The sequence below is a fragment of the Actinophytocola sediminis genome (assembly GCF_054779715.1).
The window spans coordinates 54,251-81,039 of record NZ_BAAGXS010000035.1; the positions used below are offsets into that span (position 1 = coordinate 54,251).

At 72.9% G+C, this 26,789-nt stretch carries 2 protein-coding genes and 1 pseudogene; all 3 read left to right on the forward strand.

Features of this window, described 5'->3' with window-relative positions:
- The first annotated feature begins 12 nt into the window (after positions 1–12).
- On the forward strand, positions 13–8,130 hold the full coding sequence (locus ACYVIP_RS22155; RefSeq protein WP_460399300.1) for a type I polyketide synthase: 8,118 nt from the start codon (positions 13–15) through the stop codon (positions 8,128–8,130).
- Positions 8,131–8,150: 20 nt separating this feature from the next.
- Positions 8,151–18,392, forward strand: a complete 10,242-nt coding sequence (locus ACYVIP_RS22160) for an SDR family NAD(P)-dependent oxidoreductase (protein WP_460399302.1) — start codon at positions 8,151–8,153, stop codon at positions 18,390–18,392.
- 35 nt (positions 18,393–18,427) lie between these two features.
- Positions 18,428–26,758: pseudogene (locus tag ACYVIP_RS22165) on the forward strand (type I polyketide synthase); the annotation flags it as partial.
- Positions 26,759–26,789 lie beyond the last annotated feature (31 nt).

The window sequence follows — 26,789 nt, forward strand, 5'->3', positions numbered from 1 at the left end:
GAGGGGAAGCGGATGAGCACGTCCAGCGTGGTGGACCCGGCGATCGCGGTCATCGGCCTGTCCTGCCGGTTCCCCGGCGCGTCGGATCCGGTGGAGTTCTGGCGGCTGCTGGCCGACGGGCGCAGTGCCGTCGTCGACGGGCCGGCCGGGCCGGCCGGGGTGCTCGCGGACACCGATCGATTCGACGCGGAGTTCTTCGGCATCTCTCCACGAGAGGCCGCCGCGATGGATCCGCAGCAGCGGATGTTGCTTGAGCTCACCTGGACGGCGATGGAGAACGCCCGACTACGGCCGGCGGCGTTACGCGAGCGCCCGGCCGGGGTGTTCATCGGCGCGATGGCCGACGACTTCGCGGTGCTGGCCGCCCGGCGAGGCCCGGACGCGGTCACCCGGCACACGCTGACCGGGGTGAGCCGGGGACTGTTGGCCAACCGCCTCTCCTACCATTTCGGACTGCGCGGTCCGAGCCTGACCGTCGACTCCGGACAGTCCTCCTCGTTGGTGGCCGTGCACCTCGCGGTGGAGAGCCTGCGCCGCGGCGAGTCCACAGTGGCCATCGCGGGCGGGGTCAACCTGAACCTGGCGCTGGACAGCACGGTACGGGCGCGGCGGCTCGGCGCGTTGTCCCCGGATGGCCGCAGCTTCACCTTCGACGCCAGGGCCAACGGTTACGTGCGGGGCGAAGGCGCGGCGGTGGTGCTGCTCAAGCCACTGACCTCGGCGATCGCGGACGGCGATCCCATCCACGCCGTGATCCTGGGCAGCGCGGTGAACAGCGACGGGGCCAGCGACACCCTGACCACGCCGACGGCGGCCGGCCAGCAGGCGGTGGTGGCCGCGGCCCAGCGCCGGGCGGGCGTCGAGGCGGGCGAGGTCGCGTATGTCGAGCTGCACGGCACCGGCACCAAGCTCGGTGATCCGGTGGAGGCGGCGGCCCTTGGCGCGGCCTTCGTGCACCGGGAGGAGGAACTGTCCGTCGGCTCGGTGAAGACCAACATCGGCCATCTGGAGGGCGCGGCCGGTATCGCCGGCCTGCTCAAGGTGGTGCTGTCGCTGGCCAACCGGGCACTGCCGGCCAGTCTCAACTTCGCCGTGCCCAACCCGGACATCCCGCTGGCCGAGCTCGGGCTGCGCGTGGTGCCCGAGCTCACCGAACTGCCCGCGCACGGCCGGATCGTCGCCGGGGTGTCCGCCTTCGGCATGGGCGGCACGAACTGCCACGTGGTGCTGTCCACCGCGCCCGAACCCGCTCGAGCCGGCGAGCCGCGCCGGGCCGCCGGGGCCGCCAGGGCCGCCAGGGCCGTGGCCTGGCCGGTGTCGGCTGCGTCCCTGCCCGCGTTGCGCGCGCAGGCGGCGTCGTTGCGCGCGCACGTCGACGCGGACCCCGACCTCGACCACGTGGACGTCGGACTCTCCCTGGCCACCACGCGTACCCACTTCCGGCATCGCGCGGTGGTCGTCGGCCGGACCCGGCACGAGTTGCTGACCGGCTTGGACGCGTTGGGCACGGACGCGCAGTCGCCCGATCTGGTTCGTGGTGAACGAGGCGCGGCGGCCGGCGGCACCGTGTTCGTGTTCCCCGGCCAGGGCGCGCAGTGGGCCGAGATGGCCGTGGCCCTGCTGGACGAGTCCCCGGCGTTCGCCAGCGCGCTCGGGGACTGCGCGGCGGCGATCGAGCGACACGTCGACTGGTCGGTCCGGGATGTCCTGCGCGCGGTGCCGGGCAGCGCCTCGCTGGAGCGGGTCGATGTGGTTCAGCCCGTGCTGTTCGCCGTGATGGTGTCGCTGGCGGCACTGTGGCGGTCGGTGGGGGTGCGCCCGGACGCGGTGATCGGTCACTCACAGGGCGAGATCGCCGCGGCGGTAGCCGTCGGCGCACTGTCCCTTTCGGATGGTGCGGCGGTGGTCGCGTTGCGCAGCAAGGCGATTGCGCAGCTTGGCGGCACGGGCGGCATGCTCTCGGTTCCGCTGCCCGCCGTCCGGGTGCGCGCCGACCTCGAGCACGGGGACCAGCCGATCAGTGTGGCGGCGATCAGCGTGGCGGCGATAAACGGACCCGCCAGCACGGTGGTCTCCGGCGCGGTCGGGGCGGTGCGCGCGCTGCTGGACCGTTACACCGCCGAGGGCGTGGACGCCAGGATGGTCCCGGTCGACTACGCCTCCCACTCCGCGCAGGTGGCACCGCTGCGCGCGGACCTGCTGGCCGCGCTGTCGGGGATCACCCCCCGCCCGGTCGATATCCCGTTCTACTCCACCGTTACCGGTGACCTGCTGGACACCTCCCAGTTGACGGCGGACTACTGGTACCGCAACCTGCGGCAGACCGTGCGACTCGATCAGGCCGTGCGCGCCGCGTTGCGCGACGGCGCGCACGCCTTCGTCGAGAGCAGCGCGCACCCGGTGCTGGCCTACGGTGTCGGGCAGATCATCGACGACACCGGCGCCGACGCCATGGTGACCGGCACGTTGCGCCGCGAGCGGGGCGGCATGGACCAGGTCCTGCGGTCCCTGGCAATGCTCCACGTGCACGGCGAGGTGGACTGGCCGGCCGTGTACGGGCCGTCGGGGGGACGCCGGGTCACGTTGCCCGGCTATGCCTTCGGGGGATCCCGGTACCGGCTCGATGCCGACTCGCCGCCGGTTCCCGTTGCCGCGCACAAGAACGACGACCCGGTCGAGGCGACCCCGGCGCAGGTCACCGATGTGGCCACCGCGGTCATGCGGAGCGTCGCCGCCGTGCTTGGTCACTCCACAGTGGACGACATACCCGTCGGCCGGTCGTTCAAGGATCTCGGCCTCGACTCCGTTGGCGCGGTGGAGTTCCGCGACCTGCTTGGCGCCGCGCTCGGGCAACGGCTGCCGGTGACGCTCACCTACAACCACCCCACGCCGGCCGCGGTCATCCGGTCGCTGTCCGGCGGGTCCACCGAGCGGGCGGCGCCGGCCACGGCCGACGATCAGGAGCCCATCGCGATCGTGGCCATGAGCGGGCGGTGGCCGGGTGCCGCGGATACTCCGGAGGCGTTGTGGCAGCTGGCTGTGGACGGGGTCGACGCGATCGGGCCGTTCCCGGACAACCGAGGCTGGGACCTGGCGGGAATCTATGACCCGGACGGCAGCCGCCCCAACACCTCCTACATCCGCGAAGGTGGGTTCCTGTACACGGCGGACCGGTTCGACGGCGCGTTCTTCGGCCTGAGCCCACGCGAGGCCACGGTGATGGATCCGCAGCAACGGCTGTTGCTGGAGTCGGCCTGGGAGCTGTTCGAGCGAGCCGGGATCGATCCGACGAGCCTGCGTGGCAGCCGCACCGGGGTGTTCGTCGGCATGATGCCCCAGGAGTACGGCCGACGTATGCACCGGACGCCACGGGGTTATGAGGGGCACGCGTTGACCGGCGGCACGTCCAGCGTGGCCTCCGGTCGACTGTCCTATGTGTTCGGTCTGGAGGGACCGGCGCTGACCGTGGACACCGCCTGCTCGGCGTCGCTGGTGTCGGTGCACCTGGCCGTGCAGTCGCTGCGCCGGGGCGAGAGCGGCATGGCCGTGGCCGGTGGCGTCACCGTGATGTCCACGCCGGGCATGTTCACCGAGTTCAGCCGCCAGCGCGGGCTGGCGCCCGACGGCCGGTGCAAGCCGTTCGCCGACGCGGCCGACGGCACCGTCTGGGGCGAGGGCGTCGGGTTGTTGTTGCTCGAACGACTGTCCGACGCGCGCCGCGCCGGGCATCCGGTGTTGGCCACGCTGCGCGGCACCGCGGTCAACCAGGACGGCGCCAGCAACGGGTTGACCGCGCCGAACGGGCCGTCCCAGGAACGGGTGATCCTGGCCGCGCTCGCCGACGCCGGGCTGGCGCCGGAGGCCGTGGACGCCGTGCAGGCCCACGGCACCGGCACCGAGCTCGGCGATCCGATCGAGGCACAGGCGCTGATCAACGTCTACGGCGCGCGGCCGGCGGACCGGCCGCTGCTGCTGGGGTCGGTGAAGTCGAATGTCGGACACACCCAGGCCGCGGCCGGGGTCACCGGCGTGATCACCATGGTGCACGCGTTGCGGACCGGCGTGATGCCGGGAACCCTGCACCTGGACGAACCGTCGCGGCACGTGGACTGGTCGGCGGGCAGCGTGCGGCTGTCCTCGGCGGCGCGGCCGTGGCCGGAGGTGGATCGGCCACGCCGGGCCGGGGTGTCCGGGTTCGGCATCAGCGGCACCAACGCCCACGTGATCATCGAGCAGTACCCGGTGGAGTCCGCGCCCGACCGGGAGCGGGACGAGCCGGGAGCGCCGCTGCCGTGCGTGCTGTCCGGGCGGACCGAGCAGGCCGTGCGCGACCAGGCCGGCGCGTTGGCCGACCAGATCGCCGCCCGACCGGAGCTGTCCGTCGCGGACGTGGGATTCTCGCTGGCCACCACCCGGGCCACGTGGGACGACCATGCCGTGGTCGTGGCCGCCGACCGGGACGAGCTGCTGGCCGGGCTGCTGGCGGTGGCCGAGTCCCGCGCCGGGGTCGCCAGGGTGCCGAGGTCCGGTGGGCTGACCTACCAGTTCTCCGGCCAGGGCGGACAACGCGTCGGGATGGGCCAGCAGCTGTACCGGGCCTATCCGGTGTTCGCCGAGTCCTGGGATGCCGCGGTGGCCGCGGTGGACACCGAACTGGCCGGTGTCCTGGACACCCCGGTGCGCGCGGTGCTGTGGGGTTACGGCGAGCTGATCGACGACACGGTGTACGCCCAGGCGGGTTTGTTCGTCCTGCAGACCGCGCTGTCCGGGCTGTTCGAGTCCTGGGGGGTGCGACCGGACCTGGTGCTCGGGCACTCGGTGGGGGAGATCACCGCCGCGCATGTCGCCGGGGTGCTCGGCCTGGCCGACGCCGCTCGACTGGTGGCCGCGCGCGGCCGGTTGATGGCGCGACTGCCGGCGGGCGGCGAGATGGTGGCGGTGGAGGCCACCGAGGCCGAGGCGGTCGAGGCGATCGCCGGCCTCGGGCAGGTGGCCGTCGCCGCGGTCAACGGCCCCCGCTCGGTGGTGGTGTCCGGCGCGACCGAGCAGGTCCGGCAGGTGACCGGGCGGTTCACCCGGCTCGGCCGGCGGGTCAAACGGCTCCGGGTCAGCCATGCGTTCCACTCGCCGCTGATGGAGCCGATGCTGGCCGAGTTCCGTCAGGTGGTCGGCGGCCTGACGTTCGCCGAACCCGGCATCCCGGTCGTGTCGACGGTGACCGGTCGTCGGGTGCGCGACGAGTGGGGCGATCCGGAGTACTGGGTGCGGCACGTGCTGGCCACGGTCCGCTTCCACGACGCCGTGTCCCAGGTGCCCGGTTCGCAGGCGTTCCTTGAGCTGGGCCCGGACGGTGTGCTGACCGCGCAGGTTCGTCAGGTTCTCGGCGAGGAGCGGGCGGTGCTGCCCGCCCTGCGTTCCGGACAGGACGAGCCACGCGCCGTCCTGTCCGCGCTCGGCGCGTTGCACGCCGCGGGCCACCGCCCGGACTGGGCGGCGGTCCACGGGCCGGCCGCCCGCCGGGTGGACCTGCCGACCACGGTGTTCACCCGCCAACGGTTCTGGCTCAGCGAGGTCAACGGCCATGGCGGCGAGGATCACCCGCTGCTCACCGGCACCGTGCGGCTCGCGGACGGCGGCCTGGTACTCACCGGCGGGTTGTCGCTCGGCAGCCAACCCTGGCTGGCCGACCACGTCGTGCTTGACCGGATCCTGTTTCCCGGTACCGCGTTCGTTGAGCTCGCGCTGCGCGCCGCCGAGCTGGCCGGGTGCGGGACCGTCGAGGAGCTCACCCTGCGGGCCCCGCTGCCGTTGACCGCCGACGCCAGCACCGAGCTGCAGGTCGTCGTCGGCGTCGCGGACGACAGTGGCCGGCGCACCCTGGCCGTCCACTCCCGGACCGCGGCCGAGGACTGGATCGCGCACGGCCTGGGTTACCTGAGCGCCGAGAACCCGGCTCCCCGAGCCACCGCGGACTGGTTGCCGCCCGACGCGGAGCCGGTGGACCTGACCGCGCTCTACGGCACGCTGCGCGCCGGTGGCTACCAGTACGGGCCCGCCTTCCAGGGGCTGAGCGCGGCGTGGCGCCGGGGCGAGGAGGTGTTCGTCGAGGTCGCCGTGCCGGAGGCGGAGGGCTTCCTGCTGCACCCCGCGCTGCTCGACGCCGCCTTGCATCCCCTGGTGGCGAACGGACTCACCGCCGACGGGGAGGTGCGGCTGCCGTTCGCCTGGTCCGGCGTCACGTGGCACCGCCGGGCCGCCACCGCGCTGCGGGTGCGCCTCGTGCCGGCCGGCGACCAGTCCGTGGACATCACCGCCACCGACCAGGACGGCAACCCGGTCGCCGAGATCCGGGCGCTCCGGCTGCTCCCCGCGCGGCTCGGGACCGCCCGTCCGGCGATTCCCCATGTGGTGCGCTGGGTGCCCGCCGAGCCCACCGGCCACGCCGCGTTGGCCGACACTCCCGAGCAGGTGGTGCTGGACGCGCGCGGGCTCGGTGGCGCCGACCCGATGACCGACGTCCGCACGGTGCTCACCTCGGTGACCGCCGACATCCGGGACTGGCTCGCCACGGCGCGCCCCGCCCCGGCCACCCTGGTCGTGCTCACCGGCATGGCCGTGGCCGTCGCGCCGGCGGACGTGCCCGATCTGGGGTCGGCCCCGCTGGTTGGTCTCATCCGCACCGTGCAGGCCGAACACCCCGGCCGGATCGTGCTGCTGGACATCGACGAGCACGCCGACAGCGAGGCGGCCATCCCCCTGGCGCTGGGCTGTGCCGAGCCGGAGCTGGCCGTGCGGCGGGGCGTGGTCCTGGTGCCCCGGCTGGTCAGGCACACCGCGGGGGAACACACCGAGCCCGAGCTGTCGCCGACGGGGACCGTGCTAATCACCGGCGGCACCGGCGCGTTGGGTGCGCTGGTCGCCAGGCACCTGGTCGTCGAGCACGGCGTGCGCCGGCTGCTGCTCACCAGCAGGCGCGGTCCCGACGCGCCGGGCGCCGCCGCGCTGGCCGCCGCGCTCACCGAGCTGGGCGCCGAGGTCCGGATCGCCGGGTGCGACGCCGCCGACCGCGAGGCCATGTCGGCACTGCTGGACTCGGTGCCCGCCGATCATCCGCTCACCGCGGTGGTGCACACGGCGGGCGTGCTCGCCGATGGCGTGTTCGCGGCGATGACCACACAGGACATCGAGAAGGTGTTGCGCGCCAAGGTGGACGCGGCCTGGAACCTGCACACGCTCACCAGGGACCTGCCGCTGAGCGCGTTCGTGTTGTTCTCCTCGGCGGTCGGCGTGCTGGGAAACCCCGGCCAGGCAGGCTATGCGGCGGCGAACACCTTCCTGGACGCACTGGCCGCCTACCGCGTGGCCGGTGGACTTCCCGCGGTGTCGGCGGCCTGGGGCCTGTGGGACGCCGGCATGGCCGGCGGTCTTTCCAGCGCCGAGGTGGTCGCCCTCGGCCGCCGAGGGCTGGCCACCATTTCGGTCGACCAGGGACTGGCGCTCTTCGACGCCGCGCTCGGGTCCGACGTGCCGGCCGTGGTCGCCGCCCGGCTGGACCTGACCGGGTGGACGTCCGACCGTGGCTCGCCGATGCTGCGTGGCCTGGCGGGGGTCGCGGAGCGCACCCCGGTCGCCCCGGTCCGGTCCCTGGCCGCCGAGCTCGCCCCATTGTCCACTGAGGACAAACAGCACCGGTTGCTGGAACTGGTGTCGCGCACCGCGGCCGAGGTGCTCGGCCACGACAGTCCACACGCGATCAAGCCGAACGTCGGCTTCCTGGAGGCGGAGTTCGACTCGCTCAGCGCGCTGGAGCTGCGGAACAGGCTTGCCGGGCTCGTCGGGTCGCCGTTGCCGAGCACCGTGATCTTCGACTATCCGACGCCAAGGGCACTCGCCGGTTATCTGCTCGCCGAACTGGCCGGGGCACCCGCCCCCGACGTGCTCGCCGAACTGGACCGGCTGGAGAACGTGTTCCTGGCGCTGGAGAACGGCTCCGGCGGCGGGGAGCGCGCGGCCGTGGTCGACCGGCTGATCCTGTTGCTCAACCGTCTCGGTGGCGACCACACCGACCTCACCGAGGCATCCGACGACGAGCTGTTCGCACTGATCGACGAGGAACTCGAGCTCCCCTGACCCCGAGAAGGTGAACCACTGTGGCGGACGCCAAGAAGCTGCGTGAGTACCTCAACCAGGTCACCGCGCAGCTCAAGCAGGCCCGTGGCCGCATCCGCGAACTGGATGCCGTGGCCGGCGAGCCCATCGCCATCGTCGGGATGAGCTGTCGGTACCCCGGGAACGTGCGTGACCCGGCCGACCTGTGGCGACTGGTCGCCGACGGGCAGGACGCGGTCACCGGCTTCCCGGCCAACCGGGACTGGGACCTGGACGCCCTGTACGACCCGGACCCGGACAGGTCCGGTACCTCCTACTCGCGGGAAAGTGGCTTCCTGCACGACGCCGATGAGTTCGACGCCGAGTTCTTCGGCATCTCACCGCGTGAGGCGCAGGCCATGGACCCGCAACAGCGGCTGTTGCTGGAGTCCGCGTACTCGGCACTCGAGGACGCCGGCATCGCGCCGAACACCTTGTGGGGCAGTGACACCGGGGTGTTCGTTGGCATCATGGCCCAGGAGTACGGGCCCAGTCTGCTGAACCCGACGGTGGCGGCGGCCGACGGCTATCTGGTCACCGGCAACCAGCTCAGCGTCGCCTCCGGCCGGATCTCCTACACCCTCGGGCTGGAGGGTCCCGCGGTCACTGTGGACACCGCGTGCTCCTCCTCGCTGGTGGCGATGCACCTGGCGGTCCAGGCCCTGCGCAACCGGGAGTGCGGGTTGGCGCTGGCCGGCGGTGTGGCGGTGCTGTCCACGCCGGGATTCTTCATCGACTTCAGCAGGCAGCGCGGCCTGGCACCGGACGGCCGGTGCAAGTCCTTCGCCAAGGCCGCCGACGGCACCAGCTGGTCGGAGGGCGTCGGCACGCTCGCCCTCGCCCGGTTGTCCGACGCGCGGCGGCTCGGCCACCCGGTGCTCGCGCTGATCCGCGGCAGCGCGGTCAACCAGGACGGCAAGAGCAGTCAGCTCAGCGCCCCCAACGGTCCTTCCCAGCAACGGGTGATCCTGCGGGCGCTGGCCGCCGCCGGGCTCACCACGTCCGATGTGGACGCGGTGGAGGCGCACGGCACGGGTACGCCGTTGGGCGATCCGATCGAGGCGCAGGCGTTGCTGGCGACCTACGGGCGGGGCCGTGGCGCCGATCGTCCGCTGTGGTTGGGGTCGTTGAAGTCGAACATCGGGCACACCCAGGCCGCGGCCGGGGTGGGCGGTGTGATCAAGATGGTGCAGGCGATGCGGCACGGTGTGTTGCCGAGGACGTTGCACGTGGATGAGCCGACCCCGGCGGTGGACTGGTCCGCCGGCGGGGTGGCCCTGCTGACCGAGGCCCGGCCGTGGCCGGCGGTGGACCGGCACCGCCGGGCGGCGGTGTCCTCGTTCGGGATCAGCGGCACCAACGCGCACGTGATCCTGGAACAGGCGCCCGAACCGGAACCGGCCGCGCCGAGGAACCTGCCGGACGTGGTGCCCTGGGTGGTGTCCGGCCACAGCGCCGAGGCGGTGCGGGCGCAGGCGGCGCGGCTGGCCGACCACGTCACCCGGCTGCCGGCACCGCACCCGGCGGACGTGGGGTTCTCCCTGGTCACCAGCCGGGACCAGTTCGACTACCGGGCCGCGGTGGTCGGCGGCCGGGACACCCTGCCGGCTGAGCTCGCGGCGGTGGCCGACGGACGCGCGGACGTGCACCAGGTCCGACCCGGTCGAGTGGTGTTCGTGTTCCCCGGCCAGGGCGCGCAGTGGGCGGGGATGGCGGCGGAGTTGCTGGACTCCTCGCCGGTCTTCCACGGGGCGGTGGCGCAGTGCGCGGCCGCGTTGGCACCGTTCGCCGACTGGTCCGTGCTGGACGTGCTGCGGTCCGCCGCGGGTGCGCCGGACCTGGACCGGGTCGACGTGGTCCAGCCGGTCTCCTTCGCGGTGATGGTGGGCCTGGCCGCGTTGTGGCGGTCGCACGGGGTCGAGCCGGTCGCGGTGGTGGGGCACTCCCAGGGGGAGATCGCCGCGGCGGTGGTGGCCGGCGGGCTTTCGGTCGCGGATGGGGCGCGGATCGTGGCCTCGCGCAGCGGTCTGATCGCGCGGGAGCTCAGTGGCAAGGGGGGCATGCTGTCCCTGGCGGTGTCCGCCGAACGGGCCGAGGAGCTTGCCGATGGTGCCGATCTCGCGGTGATCAACGGACCGGCCGCCGTGGTGCTTTCCGGCGCGCCGGACGTGCTCGCCGAGGTGGCCGCCCGGTGCGGGCGGGAAGGTGTCCGGCACCGGATGCTGCCGGTGGACTACGCCTCCCACAGCGTCCAGGTCGAGCACATCGCGGACCGGTTGCGGACGGAGCTGGCCGGGATCACCCCGGTGTCCTCGGCGGTGCCGTTCTACTCCACGGTCACCGGCGGGCGGTTCGACACCGCCGGGCTGACCGCCGAGTACTGGTACCGGAACCTGCGCCGACCGGTACTGTTCGCCGACACCGCCCTGGCCGTGGCCGACAGCGTCGGCCAGGTGGTCTTCGTCGAGGTGAGCACGCATCCGGTGCTGGTGTCCAGCATCGAGGACACCCTGGCGGACGCGCCGGTGGCCGCGCTCGGCACCCTGCGGCGCGACCACGGCGACCTCGCCCAGTTCCTGTCGGCGGTCGGGCAGGCGTACAGCCGAGGGGTGGCGCTCGACTGGACCGCCGCCTACGGACCGGACGCGTCCAGGGTGCCGTTGCCCGGCTACGCCTTCCAACGCAGGCGGTTCTGGCTCGGCGCGGACCGGGCGGCCGGCGATCCCGGTGGGCTGGGGCTGGCCGCCGCCGGCCATCCGCTGCTCAGCACGATGGTCGCCGCGGCGGCCGGGGACGGCGTGCTGTTCACCGGACGAGTGAGCCTGGCCGACCATCCCTGGCTGGCCGACCACGCGGTCCGGGACACCGTCATCCTGCCCGCTACCGCGCTGCTCGAGTTGGCCGTGCACGCGGGCGACCACCTTGGTCTGTCGACTGTGGACGAACTGGTCATCGAGACGCCACTGGACCTGACCGAGCCGCGACAGCTCCAGATCGACCTGCGCCGAGGCGAGGACGGTCGCTACCCGGTGACCATTCACTCGCGCGCCGGGCACGGGCCGTGGGTGTCCCACGCCAGCGGTGTGCTGACCGACCGGCATCGACCGGAACCCGCCGACACCGACCAGTGGCCCCCGGTCGGCGTGGAGCCGGTGGACCTCACCGACGTCTACGCCGAGCTGGCCGAGCGCGGCCTGCGGTACGGACCGGTCTTCCGCGGCCTGACCGCCGCCTGGCGCCGAGGTGACGAGCTGTACGCGGAGGTGGCGCTGCCCGGCGATCCGGCCGGGTTCGGCCTCCATCCGGCGTTGCTGGACGCCGCACTGCACCTGTTCGCGTATCACCGGTTCACCGACGGCATCAGACTGCCGTTCAGTTGGCACGGGGTGCGGTCGCACGCGGTCGGGGCGACCCGGCTACGGGTCCGGCTCACCCCGGCCGGGGAGGGCGCGGTCGCGGTGGCGGCCACCGACCCGGCGGGCCGGCCCGTGCTCACCGTGGACTCGCTGACCACCCGGCCCGCCGACCTGTCCGGTGTCCGGATGTCCGGTGCCGACCTGCTGCTCGAGGAGACCTGGCAGCCGATCGCCCTGCCGGCGGCCACCACCGTCGTGGTGTCCACAATGGACGACGATCGGCCGGGGCCGGCCGTACGCTGGCAGCCGCCCGCCGTCGATGCCGAGCTCACGGTCGCCGTGCGGCAGACGCTCGACCACACCCTCGACGTGGTCCAGCGGTTCCTTACCGAGGACCGGTTCGCCGACACCACCCTCGTGGTGACCACCAGGAACGCGGTGACGGCCACCCGGTGGGACCAGGTGAACCCGGCCGCCGCGGCGGTCTGGGGTCTGCTGCGCGCCGCCCAGTCCGAACACCCGGGGCGGATCGTGCTGGTGGACGCACCCACCGGGGTGGACATCGCACCGGTGTTGGCGACCGGGGAACCACAGCTCGCGATTCGGGGCGCCGCCGTGATGGTGCCCCGACTGACCAGGGTCACCGAACCGGGTTCCCCGGAGGTGGTCTGGCGACCCGACAGCAGCGTGCTGATCACCGGGGGCACCGGCACGCTGGGCGCGGCCCTGGCCAGGCACCTGGTCCGCGCGCACGGGGTCGGGCACCTGGTGCTCACCAGCAGGCGCGGCCAGGACGCGCCCGGTGCCAGGGAACTGGTGGCCGAACTGACCGAGCTGGGGACCCAGGTGCGGGTGGTGGCCTGCGATGTCGCGGACCGGGAGGCCGTGCGGGGCCTGCTGGCAGACCTCGACCGGCCGCTGACCGCCGTGGTCCACACCGCCGGGGTATTGGCCGACGGGACCCTCACCTCGCTGACCGCCGAGCAGGTGGCGCGGGTGCTGCGGGCCAAAGTGGACGCGGCGTGGCACCTGCACGTGCTCACCGGCGAACTGGACGCCTTCGTGCTCTACTCCTCGCTGGCCGGGCTGATCGGCAGTTCCGGCCAGGCCAACTACGCGGCGGCCAACGCCGCGCTGGACGCCGTGGCCCGCCACCGGCGCGAGCGCGGGCTGCCCGCGACGTCCCTTGCCTGGGGACTGTGGTCGTCGGACAGCGGCATGACCGGTCACCTCGAGGACATCGACCACGCCCGGCTGGCCCGGGACGGTCTCGCCCCGATCGACACCGAGGCGGGCCTGGCCGCCTTCGACGCGGCCATGAGCCTCGACCGGCCGGTGTTGGCCGTCACCCCGCTGAACCTGAGCGCACTACGGACCAGCGACTCGGTGCCGGTCCTGCTGCGGGGGCTGGTGCCCCCCGCGCGGCGCCAAGCGGTCTCCGGTGACGACATCGACCTGGCCGAGCGGCTGCGCGCGCTTGCCGAACCACAGCGTCAGGCCACGCTGCTCGAACTGGTGCGTGGTCAGGTCGCGCGCATCCTCGGCCACACCGATCCGGCCGAGGTACCCGAGGACCAGGCGTTCCGCGACCTCGGGTTCGACTCGCTGACCTCGGTGGAGCTGCGCAACCGGCTGAGCAAGGCCATCGGTACGCGACTGCCCGCCACCCTGGTGTTCGACCACCCGACACCCAGGGCGCTGGCCGCGTTCCTGCACGCCGGCCTCGGCGGCGGGCCGATCGCCGCGGCCGCGTCCCCAGGCAGGCCCGCCGCCGACGAACCGGTGGCGATCATCGGCATGGCCTGCCGGTTCCCCGGCGAGGTGGACAGTCCAGAACAGCTGTGGGAGCTGCTGGTGGCCGGCCGGGAGGGGCTGTCCGGGTTCCCGACGGATCGGAACTGGCCGGGGCTGGACACCGTCCACACCGAACGCGGCGGCTTCCTGGCCGGTGCGGCCGACTTCGACCCGGCCTTCTTCGGCATCTCGCCCCGCGAGGCCATCGCCATCGATCCGCAGCAACGGATACTGCTGGAAACCGCCTGGGAGGCGGTGGAACGCGCGGGCATCGACCCGACCTCCCTGCGCGGCAGCAACACCGGGGTGTTCGCCGGCGCCATGTACCGGGACTACAGCGCCCGGTTCACCGGCGCCGCCGGTGACGGTTACGCCGAGGTGCTCGGTGCCGCCAACGCGGGTGGCGTGCTGTCCGGTCGGCTTTCCTACACCCTCGGCCTGGAAGGCCCGGCGGTGAGTATCGACACCGCGTGCTCGTCCTCGCTGGTGGCCATGCACCTGGCGGGTCAGTCCCTGCGCGGCGGGGAGTGTGACCTCGCGTTGGCCGGCGGCGTCACGGTGATGGCCACCCCCGAGACGTTCGTGGAGTTCAGCAGACAGGGCAACCTGGCGGTGGACGGGCGGTGCAAGGCGTTCGCCGACGCCGCCGACGGCACCGGACTGGCCGAAGGCGTCGGACTGTTGCTGTTGGAACGGTTGTCGGACGCCCGGCGCAACGGTAGGCGGGTGCTCGCGGTGATCCGGGGGAGTGCGGTCAATCAGGACGGTGCCAGCAACGGGCTCACCGCACCGAACGGTCCCGCGCAGGAGCGGGTGATCCGCGCCGCGCTGGCCGCGTCGGGAGTTGAACCGTCCGATGTGGACGCCGTGGAGGGCCACGGCACCGGCACCACCCTCGGCGACCCCATCGAGGCGCAGGCGCTGTTGGCCACCTACGGGCAGCACCGCGCGGCCGACCGGCCGCTGTGGCTGGGCTCGATCAAGTCCAACTTCGGCCACACCCAGGCGGCCGCCGGCGTCGCCGGGGTGATCAAGATGGTGCTGGCCATGCGGCGCGGCCTGTTGCCGATGACCCTGCACGTGGACCGGCCAAGCACCGAGGTCGACTGGGAATCTGGCGCGGTACGGGTGCTGGCACTGGCGCGGCCGTGGCCGGAGGTGGACCGGCCCCGCCGGGCCGGGGTGTCCTCGTTCGGGATCAGCGGCACCAACGCGCACGTGATCATCGAGCAGGTGGTCGAGACCGCCGAGGAGCGGACCGCCGTGCCGGCCACGACCGTGCCGTTGGTGCTGTCCGCCAGAACCACCAGGGCGCTGCGGGCGCAGGCCGGCCGGATCGCCGGTCTCCTGCGCGAGCGGGTGGACGCGCCGGTGGCCGACGTCGGTCTCGCGCTGGCCACGACCCGTACCGCGTTCTCCCGACGGGCCGTGGTGGTCGGTGCCGATCGGGAGGAGCTGGCCGACCGGCTGCGGGAGTTCGCCGAGACCGGCGTCGGCGTCACCGCGCGCTCCGGTGGACTCGCCTATCTGTTCGCCGGCCAGGGCGCGCAACGGGTGGGCATGGGAGCGGGTTTGTACCAGGCGTATCCGGTGTTCGCCGGCGCGCTGGACGCCGCGTTGGACGCGGTGGCGACCGAGACCGCCGAGACCGCCGCGCCCGGCGCGTTGCGGGCCGCGCTGTTCGGTGACCAGGAGCTGCTGGACCGCACCGACCATGCCCAGGCCGGCCTGTTCGTGTTGCAGACGGCGCTGTACCGGTTGTACGAGTCGTGGGGAGTGCGCCCGGACTGGCTGGTCGGCCATTCGGTCGGCGAGATCGCGGTCGCGCATGTCGCCGGCGTGCTGTCGCTCGCGGACGCCGCCCGTCTGGTCGTGGCGCGTGGCCGGCTGATGGCGGCGCTGCCGAGGGACGGCGCGATGATCGCGGTGGAGGCCACCGAGGACGAGGTGCTCGCCCTGCTGGATGGCGAGGACCGCCTTGGCATCGCGGCGGTCAACGGCCCGGCCGCGGTGGTCGTGTCCGGAGACCGCGGCCGCGCTGAGGCGCTGGCCGGTCAGGTCGCGGCCTGGGGGCGCAGGACCAGACCGCTGCGAGTCAGTCATGCCTTCCACTCCCCGCTGATGACGCCGATACTGGCGGAGTTCGGTGAAGTACTCCGGGACCTGTCGTTCGGGCAGCCGGACACCGCGATCGTGTCCACGGTGACCGGTGGGCCGGTCGGCGCCGAGATGTCCCGGCCGGAGTACTGGCTACGGCACATCACCGCCCCGGTTCGTTTTCACGACGCGTTGACCGAGGTGGACAGCCAGTCGGTGTCCGCCTACCTGGAACTCGGGCCGGACGGCGTGCTGGCCGCGCAGGCACAGCGGGTGCTGGACGACCGGGTCGTCGCGCACGCGCTACGCGCGGACAAGGACGAGCGACACACCGTGCTGACCGCGCTTGGCATGCTGTACACGGCGGGACACACGCCGGACTGGGCCGAGGTGTTCGCCGAGGCCAGGACCGTTGACCTGCCGACCTACCCGTTCCAGCGCGAACGCTACTGGCTGGACAGCGCGCCGGTGACCGGAGGCGACGGCCGCGCGGTCGGCCAGCAGCCGGCCGACCATCCGCTGCTGGGCGCGGCCGTGCCGCTGGCGGTGGCCGGCGCGCTGGTGTTCACCGGCCGGCTGGCCCCGGACACGCCTGGCTGGTTGGCCGAACACCGGGTACTCGGGCAGGTCGTCCTGCCCGGCGCCGCGTTGCTGGAGCTGGTCATGCACGCGGCGACCAGGACCGGTATGACCACTGTGGACGAACTGCTCATCGAGTCTCCGCTGGTGTTGGACGGCCCCCGCCAGATCCAGGTCACGGTGTCCACAACAGATGATCGAACCCAGGTGCTGGTGCATTCCCGGCCGGAGGGCCAGGACGTGGACTGGGTTCCGCACGCCAGCGCGACGCTGGTGGCCACGTCCGCGCCGGCCCCGGCGCCCATCGGCATGTGGCCGCCCGCCGGCGCGACGCCGGTCGGGCTGACCGAGCTGTACCCGGAGCTGGCCGCCCGTGGCCTGGACTACGGGCCCACCTTCCAGGGACTGCGCGCCGCCTGGCGCCAGGAGGCGCAGTGGTACGTCGAGGTGGCCGTCGACCAGGACGGGTACGGCGTGCACCCGGCGCTGCTGGACGCGGCGCTCCACCTGGCGGCACACGCCGACCCTCGGCCGCGGCTGCCGTTCAGCTGGAGCGGCTGCCGGCTCCACGCCACCGGTGCGCGGGTGCTGCGGGTACGGCTGACCAGGCAGGGCGAGGACTCGCTGGCCCTGCACGCCGAGGATCCGGCAGGGCGGCCGGTGCTGACGATCGACCGGTTGACCACCAGGCCCGTCAACGCCGACCAGTTCGTCCTCCGGCAGCCGATCACCGGCGCGGTGCACACGCCGGTCTGGCAACCCCTGGCACTCCCGGACTCCGCGCCAACACCCCCCGACGTCCGGGTACTCGCTCTTCCCGAGCCGGCCGAGGACTCGCTGGTCGCCGTTCGGGAGGCGCTGCGCGCCGTCCTCGGTGGGCTCCTGGCCGCGCTGACCGGGTCCGCCGAACTTATCGTGGTGCGCACCGACGGCGCGGTCGCGGTGGACGACCGGGAGACGCCGGACCTGGCCGGCGCGGCGGTCTGGGGTCTGGTTCGGTCCGCGCAGACGGAGTGGCCGGGTCGGATCGTGCTGGTCGACGCCGAGCCGGGCGCCGAACTCGACCTGGCGGCACTCCTGGCCACCGGGGAGCCGCAGCTCGCGGTGCGCTCGGGCCGGGCGAGCGTGCCCAGGCTGGGTGCCGCGCCGCCGACCGCCGACAGTCCTCAATGGACAAAGAACGACCGGGTGCTGATCACCGGGGCGGCGGGGGCGCTCGGCTCGGCGATCGCCCGCCACCTCGTGCTCGCCAACGGAGTGGCGCGGTTGGTGCTGGTGGGCAGGCGTGGTGTGCCAACGGAGTTCGTCGACGAGCTGACCGGCCATGGCGTCGAGGTCACGGCGGTCGCCTGCGACGTGTCCGACCGCGCGGCGGTGGCCGGTCTGCTGACCGAGCACCCGGTCACGGCCGTGGTGCACGCGGCCGGCGCGTTGGCCGACGGGGTGCTGACCACGCTCACCGACGAGCAGTTCGAGTCCGTGCTTCGATCCAAAGTAGACGCCGCATGGCACCTGCACGAACTGTCCGGACCGGTCAAGGAGTTCGTGGTGTTCTCCTCCGTGGCAGGTGTGCTCGGCGGGCCCGGTCAGGCCAACTACGCCGCGGCGAACGCCGCGCTGGACGCGCTGGCCACCCGGCGCGCGCGCCGGGGGCTGCCGGCCAGGTCGCTGGTGTGGGGGCCGTGGTCCAGCGGCGGCATGGCGGACCGACTGTCGGGCGCCGACCAGGACCGGTTGCGCCGCAGGGGACTGCTGCCGATCACCGAACCGCTGGGCGGCGCGCTGTTCGACCTCGGGCTGGCCGGATCGAGCCCGGTGGTCGTGCTGGCGCCGATCGACACCGTGCCGCGCCATGGAGAGGTGCCCGCCATGCTGCGTGGGCTGGTGCCAGCCGCGCCGCGCCGGGCCGAGGTGGAGCCGGAGATCGGTCTGGCCGACCGGCTGCGCGGGCTGGGCGAGCGGGAGCAGAGCCATCTGCTGCGAGAGGTCGTGCGCACCGACATCGCCACGGTGCTCGGCCATCGCGATCCCGCGGCGATCGACCAGGACCAGGCGTTCACGGATCTGGGTTTCGACTCGCTGACCGCCGTCGAACTGCGCAACCGGCTCGTGACCGGCACCGGGCTGCGGCTGTCCGCGAGCCTGGTGTTCGACCACCCAACGCCAGCCGCGCTGGTGCGGTACCTGCGCGCGCGGCTGGCGCCGGCGGCCGAGGACGTGGTCCGGTCCAAGCTGGACGAAGTGGGCCTGTTGCTGGCGGAGGTGCCACCGGACGCCAGGACCCGGGTGCGGATCACCGAACAGCTGGCCGGGATGTTGCGGCGGTGGAGCGATGTCGACGCGGCCGTGGAATCCGATTTGGACAGTGCGAGCGATGAGGAACTCTTCCGGCTCGTCGACGCCACCGGAAAGGACTGAGGCGGATGTCCAACGAGGCGAAGCTGCGGGAATACCTGAGGAAGGCCCTCGCCGACACCAGGCAGGCCCAGCGCGGGCTGCGCGAGTTGGCGGAGCGGGTCAGGGAGCCGATGGCGATCGTCGGCATGGCCTGCCGGTATCCCGGCGGCGTGCGTTCGCCCGATGAGCTGTGGGAGCTGGTGGGCGCTGGCGGGGACGCCATCGGCGAGTTTCCAGAGGACCGTGGCTGGGACACCGAGCACCTCCACCACCCGGACCCGGAGCGCAGCGGAAGCACGTACACCCGCAACGGCGGCTTTCTCTACCAGGCAGGCGAGTTCGACGCCGAGTTCTTCGGCATCTCGCCCCGGGAGGCGCTGGCCATGGACCCGCAGCACCGCCTGCTGCTGGAGGCGTCCTGGGAGGCGCTGGAGAACGCCGGGATCGACCCCACCAGCCTGCGCGGCAGCCGTACCGGGGTGTTCGCCGGCGCCATGTACCAGGACTACGCGCCACCCGCCGGTCAGGCCCCGCCGGAGGTCGAGGGCCTGCTGGCGGCCGGCACCGCCGGGAGCGTGGTCTCCGGTCGGGTCGCCTACACGTTGGGGTTGGAGGGCCCCGCCGTCACCATCGACACCGCCTGCTCCTCGTCGCTGGTGGCCATCCATCTGGCGGCGCAGGCGCTGCGTGCGGGGGAGTGCGATCTCGCGCTGGCCGGCGGTGTCACCGTCATGGCGACCCCCGCCGTGTTCCTGGAGTTCAGCAGGCAGCGGGGACTGGCCCCGGACGGCCGGTGCAAGGCGTTCGCGGCCGCCGCGGACGGCACCGGCTGGTCGGAGGGCGTCGGCCTGGTCGTGTTGCGGCGACTGTCCGACGCGCGGCGCTCCGGCGCACGGATCCTGGGCGTGGTCCGGGGTAGCGCGGTCAACCAGGACGGCGCCAGCAACGGACTGACCGCCCCCAACGGCCCCGCCCAGGAACGGGTGATCCTGCGGGCATTGGCGGCGGCCGAGTTGTCGGCGTCGGAGGTGGACGCGGTGGAGGCGCACGGCACGGGTACGCCGTTGGGCGATCCGATCGAGGCGCAGGCGTTGCTGGCGACCTACGGGCGGAGCCGGCAGGCTGGCCATCCGCTGTGGCTGGGGTCGGTGAAGTCCAACCTGGGGCACACCCAGGCGGCGGCGGGCGTCGCCGGGGTGCTCAAGATGGTGCAGGCGATGCGGCACGGCCTACTGCCGGCCACCCTGCACGTTGACGAGCCGACGACCACAGTGGACTGGTCCGCTGGCGGGGTGGAACTGCTGACCGAGTCACGGCCATGGCCGGCGCTGGCGCGGCCGCGCCGGGCGGCGGTGTCCTCGTTCGGGATCAGCGGCACCAACGCGCACGTGATCCTGGAACAGGCGCCGGCGCCGGAGCCGGCGGACCGGCCGATGCCCACGTCGCGGCGGCCGGTGCCGTGGGTGTTGTCCGGGCGGACCGAGGAAGCGGTGCTCGCCCAGGCAACTCGGCTCGCCGACCACGTGACCGGTCATCCCGACGCGGACCCGGCCGACATCGGCCTTTCGCTGGCCACCACCCGGCCGCGGCTCGGGGTGCGTGCGGTGGTTGTCGGCGACACCACCACCGAGCTGGTGGACGCCCTGCGCGCGCTGGCCACAGAGGACACCGTGCGGACCGTCGGCACCAACCCCGGTGTGGTGTTCGTCTTTCCTGGCCAGGGCGCGCAGTGGGTGGGGATGGCCGAGGAGCTGCTCGAGTCGTCAGCGGCGTTCCGGGAGGCGGTCGCCGAGTGTGCCGTGGCCATCGAGCGGTTCGTGGACTGGTCGGTGCTGGAGGTGCTGCGGTCAGTGCCCGGTGCGCCGGGTCTGGATCGGGTCGACGTGGTGCAGCCGGTGTCGTTCGCGGTGATGGTCGGGTTGGCCGCCTTGTGGCGGTCGGTTGGGGTGGTGCCGGCCGCGGTGGTCGGTCATTCGCAGGGGGAGATCGCGGCCGCCGTGGTGGCCGGTGGCTTGTCCGTTGTGGACGGTGCGATGGTGGTGGTGTTGCGCAGCCGGGCCATCGCGGCGGCGCTGAGCGGTGGTGGTGGAATGCTGTCGGTGGCCGCCACCGTGCCGGAGGCCACCGAACTGGCGGCGGACTCGGCCGAGATCGCCGTGGTGAACGGTCCGGCCTCGGTGGTGCTGGCCGGGTCGGCCGACGGTCTTGCCGAGGTGGCCGCCCGGTGCGTGCGGCGCGGTGTCCGGCATCGGATGTTGCCGGTGGACTATGCCTCGCACAGCACTCAGGTTGAGTCCATTGAAGACACATTGGTGACGGAGCTGGCGACGATGCGCCCGGTGTCGGGTGCGGTGCCGCTGTACTCCACGGTAACCGGTGAGCTGACGGACACGGCCACGATGGACGCGGCGCACTGGTACCGGAACCTGCGGCAGCCGGTGTTGTTCGCCGACACGGTGCGGGTGGTCGCGGACGCCGCCGGGCCGGTGGTCTTCATCGAGGTGAGTACACATCCGGTGCTGGTGTCCAGCATCGAGGACACCCTGGCGGACGCGCCGGTGGCCGCGCTCGGCACCCTACGGCGCGACCACGGCGACCACCGGCAGTGGTTGAGCGCGGTCGGCCAGGCGTGTGCCAACGGGGTCACCCCGGACTGGTCCATGTTGCTCGACCCGGCCGCACGGGTGGTGGAGTTGCCCACCTACGCCTTCCAGCGCCGGCGCTACTGGCTGACCGGCGCCCGCCCGGTCGACCCGTCGGGTCTTGGGCTGAGCCCCGTCGAGCACCCGCTGCTCGGGGGCATGCTGCGTCCCGCCGAGGGCGACAGCGTGGTGTTCACCGGCAGACTCAGCCTGGCATCCCAGCCATGGCTGGCCGACCACGTTGTGCTGGACACCGTGATCCTGCCCGGTTCGGCGCTGGTCGACCTGGCCTTCCAGATCGGTGACCTGCTCGGACTGTCCACTGTGGAGGAGCTGGTCACCCAGGCACCCGTGGTACTGCCCGCCGACGGGGCCATCCAGTTGCAGGTGGTGGCCACACCCGGCCAGGAGAACGACCACGCCCTGACCATCCACACCCGACTGGACACATCGGACGCCCCGTGGACGCGGCACGCCACGGCCGTACTCGGCCCCGCCGCCGCCGCGCCGCCGAGCCAGGGCACCACGTGGCCACCGCCGGGTGCGGAGGTGATCGACGTCAGCGAGATCTACCCGAAACTCGCTGAACACGGCCTGCGCTACGGCCCCCTGTTCCGGGGCCTGGTCGCCGCCTGGTGCGTTGGTGAGCAGCTGTACGCGGAGCTGGAGCTGGCCGGCGAGCCGCAGGCGGGCTTCGGCATCCATCCCGCGCTGCTGGACGCCGCGCTGCATCTGTACGCCTACCGTCACCTGGATTCCGGCAGGGCCGCGATGGGTTTCGCCTGGTCGGGTGTCCGGTTGTACGCCACGGGCGCCACCGCGCTGCGGATCCAGCTGACGCCGACGGGCACCGACGGCGTTCGGCTCCACGCCATGGACCCGGCGGGTGCTCCGGTGTGCACAGTGGACGCGCTGACCACCCGCCCCATGACGCCCGACCAGTTGGTCAAGCGCGGGGAGAGCCCGTACCCGTCGCTGTTTCGGGTCACCTGGTCGCCGGTGCCGGTGAACACCGACGCGGTGGGGGACTACGCGGTGGGGGATTACGCCGTGCTCGAACCCGACACGACGGGCGACCCGCTGCCGGCCACCCACGCCGCGACCAAGGCGATGTTGCGCGCGCTGCGTGCGCCGCTCGCCGGGGACGGACTCATCGTCGTGCGCACCACCGGCGCCGTGTCCGTGCGCCAAGGGGACCTGGTCGATCCGGCCGCGGCGGCGGTCGCCGGCCTGGTGCGCGCCGCGATCGCCGAGCATCCCGATCGGTTCGTGCTGGTTGACATGGCACCGGATTCCACTGTGGAGCTGCCCGCGGTGGTGGCGACCGCGCTGGCCATGGCCGAGCCGGAACTGGCGGTGCGCGGGGACGCCCTGTTCGCCCCGCGGCTCGTCGGGCAGGACCAGCACGGCGGCCAGCAGCCGGCGCCAGGCGTTCTCGGTCCCGCCGGTACGGCGCTGGTGACCGGTGGCACCGGGGCGCTGGGGTCCATCGTGGCGCGCCATCTGGTGACCGAGCACGGCATCAGGCGGCTGGTGCTGACCAGCCGCCGCGGTCCTTCGGCCGCCGGCGCCGAGGACCTGGTGGCCGAACTGTCGGAGCTCGGCGCCGAGGTCACCGTGGTCGCCTGCGATGTGGCCGACCGCGATGCCCTTGCCGAGCTGCTGGCGGGGATTCCGGCCGACCACCCGCTCACCGTGGTGGTGCACGCCGCCGGCGTGGTGGACGACGCGCTGATCACCGCGTTGACCGAGGAACAGCTGGCCGCGGTGTTGCGGTCCAAGGCGGACGCCGCGTGGTGGCTGCACGAGCTGACCAAGGACCACGAACTGGCCGCTTTCGTGTTGTACTCGTCCCTCGCGGGTACGATGGGCGGCCTCGGGGTGGCCAACTACGCTGCGGCAAACGCGTTCCTGGACGCGCTCGCCACCCACCGCGCGAGTCTGGGGCTGCCGGCGCTGTCGTTGGCCTGGGGGCTGTGGGAAGACCCTGGCGGCATGATCGGATACCTGTCGACGGCCGACCGCGCCCGGCTGGCCGATGGCGGCCTGCGGCCCATCACCGCGGCGCACGGCATGTCCATGATGGACACCGCGCTGCGGCTGGCCGTGCCCGCTCTGGTGGCCACCCCGATCGACCTGGCCGCGCTGCGGGCAGGCGGGGGCACGCCCGCCCTGCTCCGTGGCCTGGTGGGCGGCCGGCGGACGGCCGCGGGGCGGGACGTCGGCGGCGTCCTGGCCGACCGGCTGACCCGGCTCCCGGAGCCCGAGCGGCGGGCCCTGCTGCTGGAGCTGGTCACCACGCACATCGGCACGGTCCTTGGCCATGCTGACCCCACGGCCATCCGGGCCGACCAGGCATTCGGTGAACTGGGCTTTGACTCGCTGACCGCCGTCGAGTTGCGTAACCGCCTCGGCGCGGCGACCGGCCTGCGCCTGCGTGCCACGCTCGCCTTCGACTACCCGACCCCGGACGCCCTTGCCGGTCACCTGCACGACACCCTGCTCGGCCGGAAGACCGCCGTGGTGACCGTGACGGCCGCGGCGGACGAGCCGATCGCGATCGTGGGGATGGCCTGCCGCTTCCCCGGCGGCGTGCGCGACCCCGAGGACCTGTGGCGGCTGGTGGTCGAGGGAACCGACGCCATCGGCGAGTTCCCCGACGACCGCGGCTGGGACATCGACGGCGTCTACGACCCCACCGGGGAACGGCCGCGCAGCACGTACGCCCGTACCGGCGGTTTCCTGTACGACGCGGGCATGTTCGACAGCGACTTCTTCGGCATCAGCCCCCGGGAGGCGGCGATCATGGACCCGCAGCAACGGGTGCTGCTGGAGTCGGCCTGGGAGGTGGTGGAGGCAGGCGGCATCGACCCCGCCGAGCTGCGCGGCAGCCGGACCGGGGTGTTCGTCGGCCTGGTGCAGCAGGAATACGGTCCGCGATCCGACGTGATCGCCAGGCAACACGAGACGCACTTCCTCACCGGAAGCACCGCCAGCATCGCCTCCGGTCGCATCGCCTACACGCTCGGGCTGGAGGGACCGGCCGTGACACTGGACACCGCGTGTTCCTCCTCGCTGGTCGCGATGCACCTGGCCGCGCAGGCACTGCGCGGTGGTGAGTGCGCGCTGGCCATCGCCGGCGGTGCCACCGTGATGGGCACACCCGGCCTGTTCACCGGTTTCAGCAGGCAGCGCGGGCTGTCTCCGGATGGCCGGTGCAAGGCGTTCGCGGCGAGCGCGGACGGCACCGGGTTCGCCGAAGGGGTGGGCCTACTGCTGCTGGAGCGACTGTCCGACGCGCGGCGCAACGGCCGCCGGATCCTGGCGGTGATCCGGGGCAGCGCGGTCAACCAGGACGGTGCCAGCAACGGGCTGACCGCACCGAACGGCCCGGCGCAGGAGCGGGTGATCAGCCAGGCCCTGGCCGTGGCCGGTCTGCGCGCCAAGGACGTGGACGCGGTGGAGGCACACGGCACCGGCACCACGCTGGGTGATCCCATTGAGGCACAGGCACTGCTGGCCACCTACGGGCAGCGCCCCGCCGACGGTCCATTGTGGCTTGGCGCGGTGAAGTCCAACATCGGCCATACCCAGGCGGCGGCCGGGGTGGCCGGTGTCATCAAGATGGTGCAGGCGATGCGGCATGGTGTGCTGCCAAGGACACTGCACGTGGACGAGCCAACCCCCGCGGTCGACTGGGCCGCTGGTGCGGTCGCGTTGCTTACGGACAACCGGGACTGGCCGGTGCGCGATCACCCGCGCCGGGCAGGTGTCTCCTCCTTCGGGATCAGCGGAACCAACGCGCACCTGATCCTGGAACAGGCGCCGGACCAACCGGCCGCGGCCGCCGAGCGGCCCGGTCCGGCGTTGTGGGTGCTGTCGGCCCGTACCGGGGACGCGCTGCGATCCCAGGCCGCCCGCCTGGCCGAGCACGCGCGGCGGCCTGCACCGCCGCGGCCGGTGGATGTCGGGTGGTCGCTGGCCACCACCCGCACCTCGTTCGACCGGCGGGCGTTCGTTGTCGGCGAGGATGCCGGCGAGTTCGTGCGCGGTCTCGCCGCCGTCACACCGTCCACTGTGGTCCCCGGTGGACTGGGACTGCTGTTCTCCGGGCAGGGCGGTCAGTGGGCGGGCATGGGAGCGGGGCTCTGCCGCACCTATCCGGTGTTCGCGACGGCCTGGGACGCGGTGCTGGACGCCGTGGATACCGAGTTGGCGCCGTGGTCGCCACTGTCCGTGCGGGAGGTGCTGGCCGGACATCCGGAACTGCTCGACCGGACCGACTACACCCAGGCCGGCCTGTTCGTGTTGCAGACGGCGTTGTACCGGCTCTTCGAGTCCTGGGGTGTCCGGCCGGACTGGCTGGTGGGGCACTCGGTGGGGGAGATCGCCGCCGCGCATGTGGCCGGGGTGTTCTCCCTGCCCGACGCCGCGCGGCTGGTCGCCGCGCGCGGCCGGTTGATGGCCGCGCTGCCCGAGGGTGGGGCGATGATCGCCATCGAGGCGGGCGAGCACGAGCTCCTGGCCGCCATCGACGGTGTCGCCGAGGTCGGGATCGCCGCGGTCAACGGTCCGACCTCGGTGGTGTTGTCCGGGAGCGACCACCAGGTGTCGGCCATCGCCGAGCGGTTCGCCGGGCGCCGCAGGAAACGGCTGCGGGTCAGTCACGCCTTCCACTCGCCGCTGATGGCACCGATGGTGCGTGAGTTCCACACTGTCCTGAACGGACTGTCCTATGCGGAACCTGAGCTGCCGATGGTGTCGTCGGTGACCGGCCTACCGGTCACCGAGGGGCAGCTGTCCGGGCCGAGCTACTGGATCCGGCATGTCGAGGACACCGTCCGGTTCGGCGCGGCGGTGTCGTCGGCGGCCGCCGAGGGTGTCACCAGGTGGCTGGAGCTCGGACCGGATGCCACGCTGGTGACGCAGGCGGAGCGGGTCCTTGCCGACGGCGACCACGTGCTGACCGCCGCGATGCACGCGGGTCGGGACGAGGCGCGTACGGTGCTCGCCGCGCTCGGCACGCTGTACACCGCCGGCGTAAGTCCTCAATGGACAGCGGTGTTCGGCGATGACGCGACCACGGTCCCGCTGCCGACCTATGCCTTCCAGGAACGACGATTCTGGTTGAACACCGCGGGCGACCCGGTGTCCGGGGACGGGTCGGCGGCGCGCGGTGCGCGGACTGTCCGGCAGGACACCATGACGGGCGACGGCGACCCGGTGCCGAACCTGGCGGAGCGCTTCGCCGGGTTGTCCGTGGTCGAGCAGCGGGACCTGGTGCTCGAACTGGTACGGGAACACGCGGCCGCGGTGCTGGACCATGGTGGTGGCGCCGATATCGACCCGGACTATCCGTTCCAGGACCTCGGCTTCGACTCGGTGACTGGCGTGGAACTGCGTAACCGGCTTGGTGCGCTGACCGAGGTGCGGCTGTCCGCCACCATCGTGTTCGACCATCCCACGCCCCGCGCGGTGGCCGGCTACCTGTGGGAACAGCTCATGCCAAGCACGGATCCACTGCCAGGGCTACGACACGGCCTGGACGTGTGGGCGGGCCGGCTCGCCAGCGCCGACCTGGAGCCCGATGGCCGGGCCGCCATCGCCGTCCGGTTGCGGGAACTGCTCACCGCGTTGACCGGACAGGAGGCCGTGCCGGGTCAGCTGGCGGCCGCCTCCACCGAGGAGATCTTCGATTTCATCGACAACCAGCTCGGACGAGCGACCGTCGACGAACCAGCCTGAAGGAGACGTACCCGATGTCCGATGACAACAA

What these genes read in the sequence shown, in the direction of transcription:
- ACYVIP_RS22155 (WP_460399300.1), top strand. Translation starts at nt 13, where the DNA reads ATGAGCACGTCCAGCGTGGTGGACCCGGCGATCGCGGTCATCGGCCTG.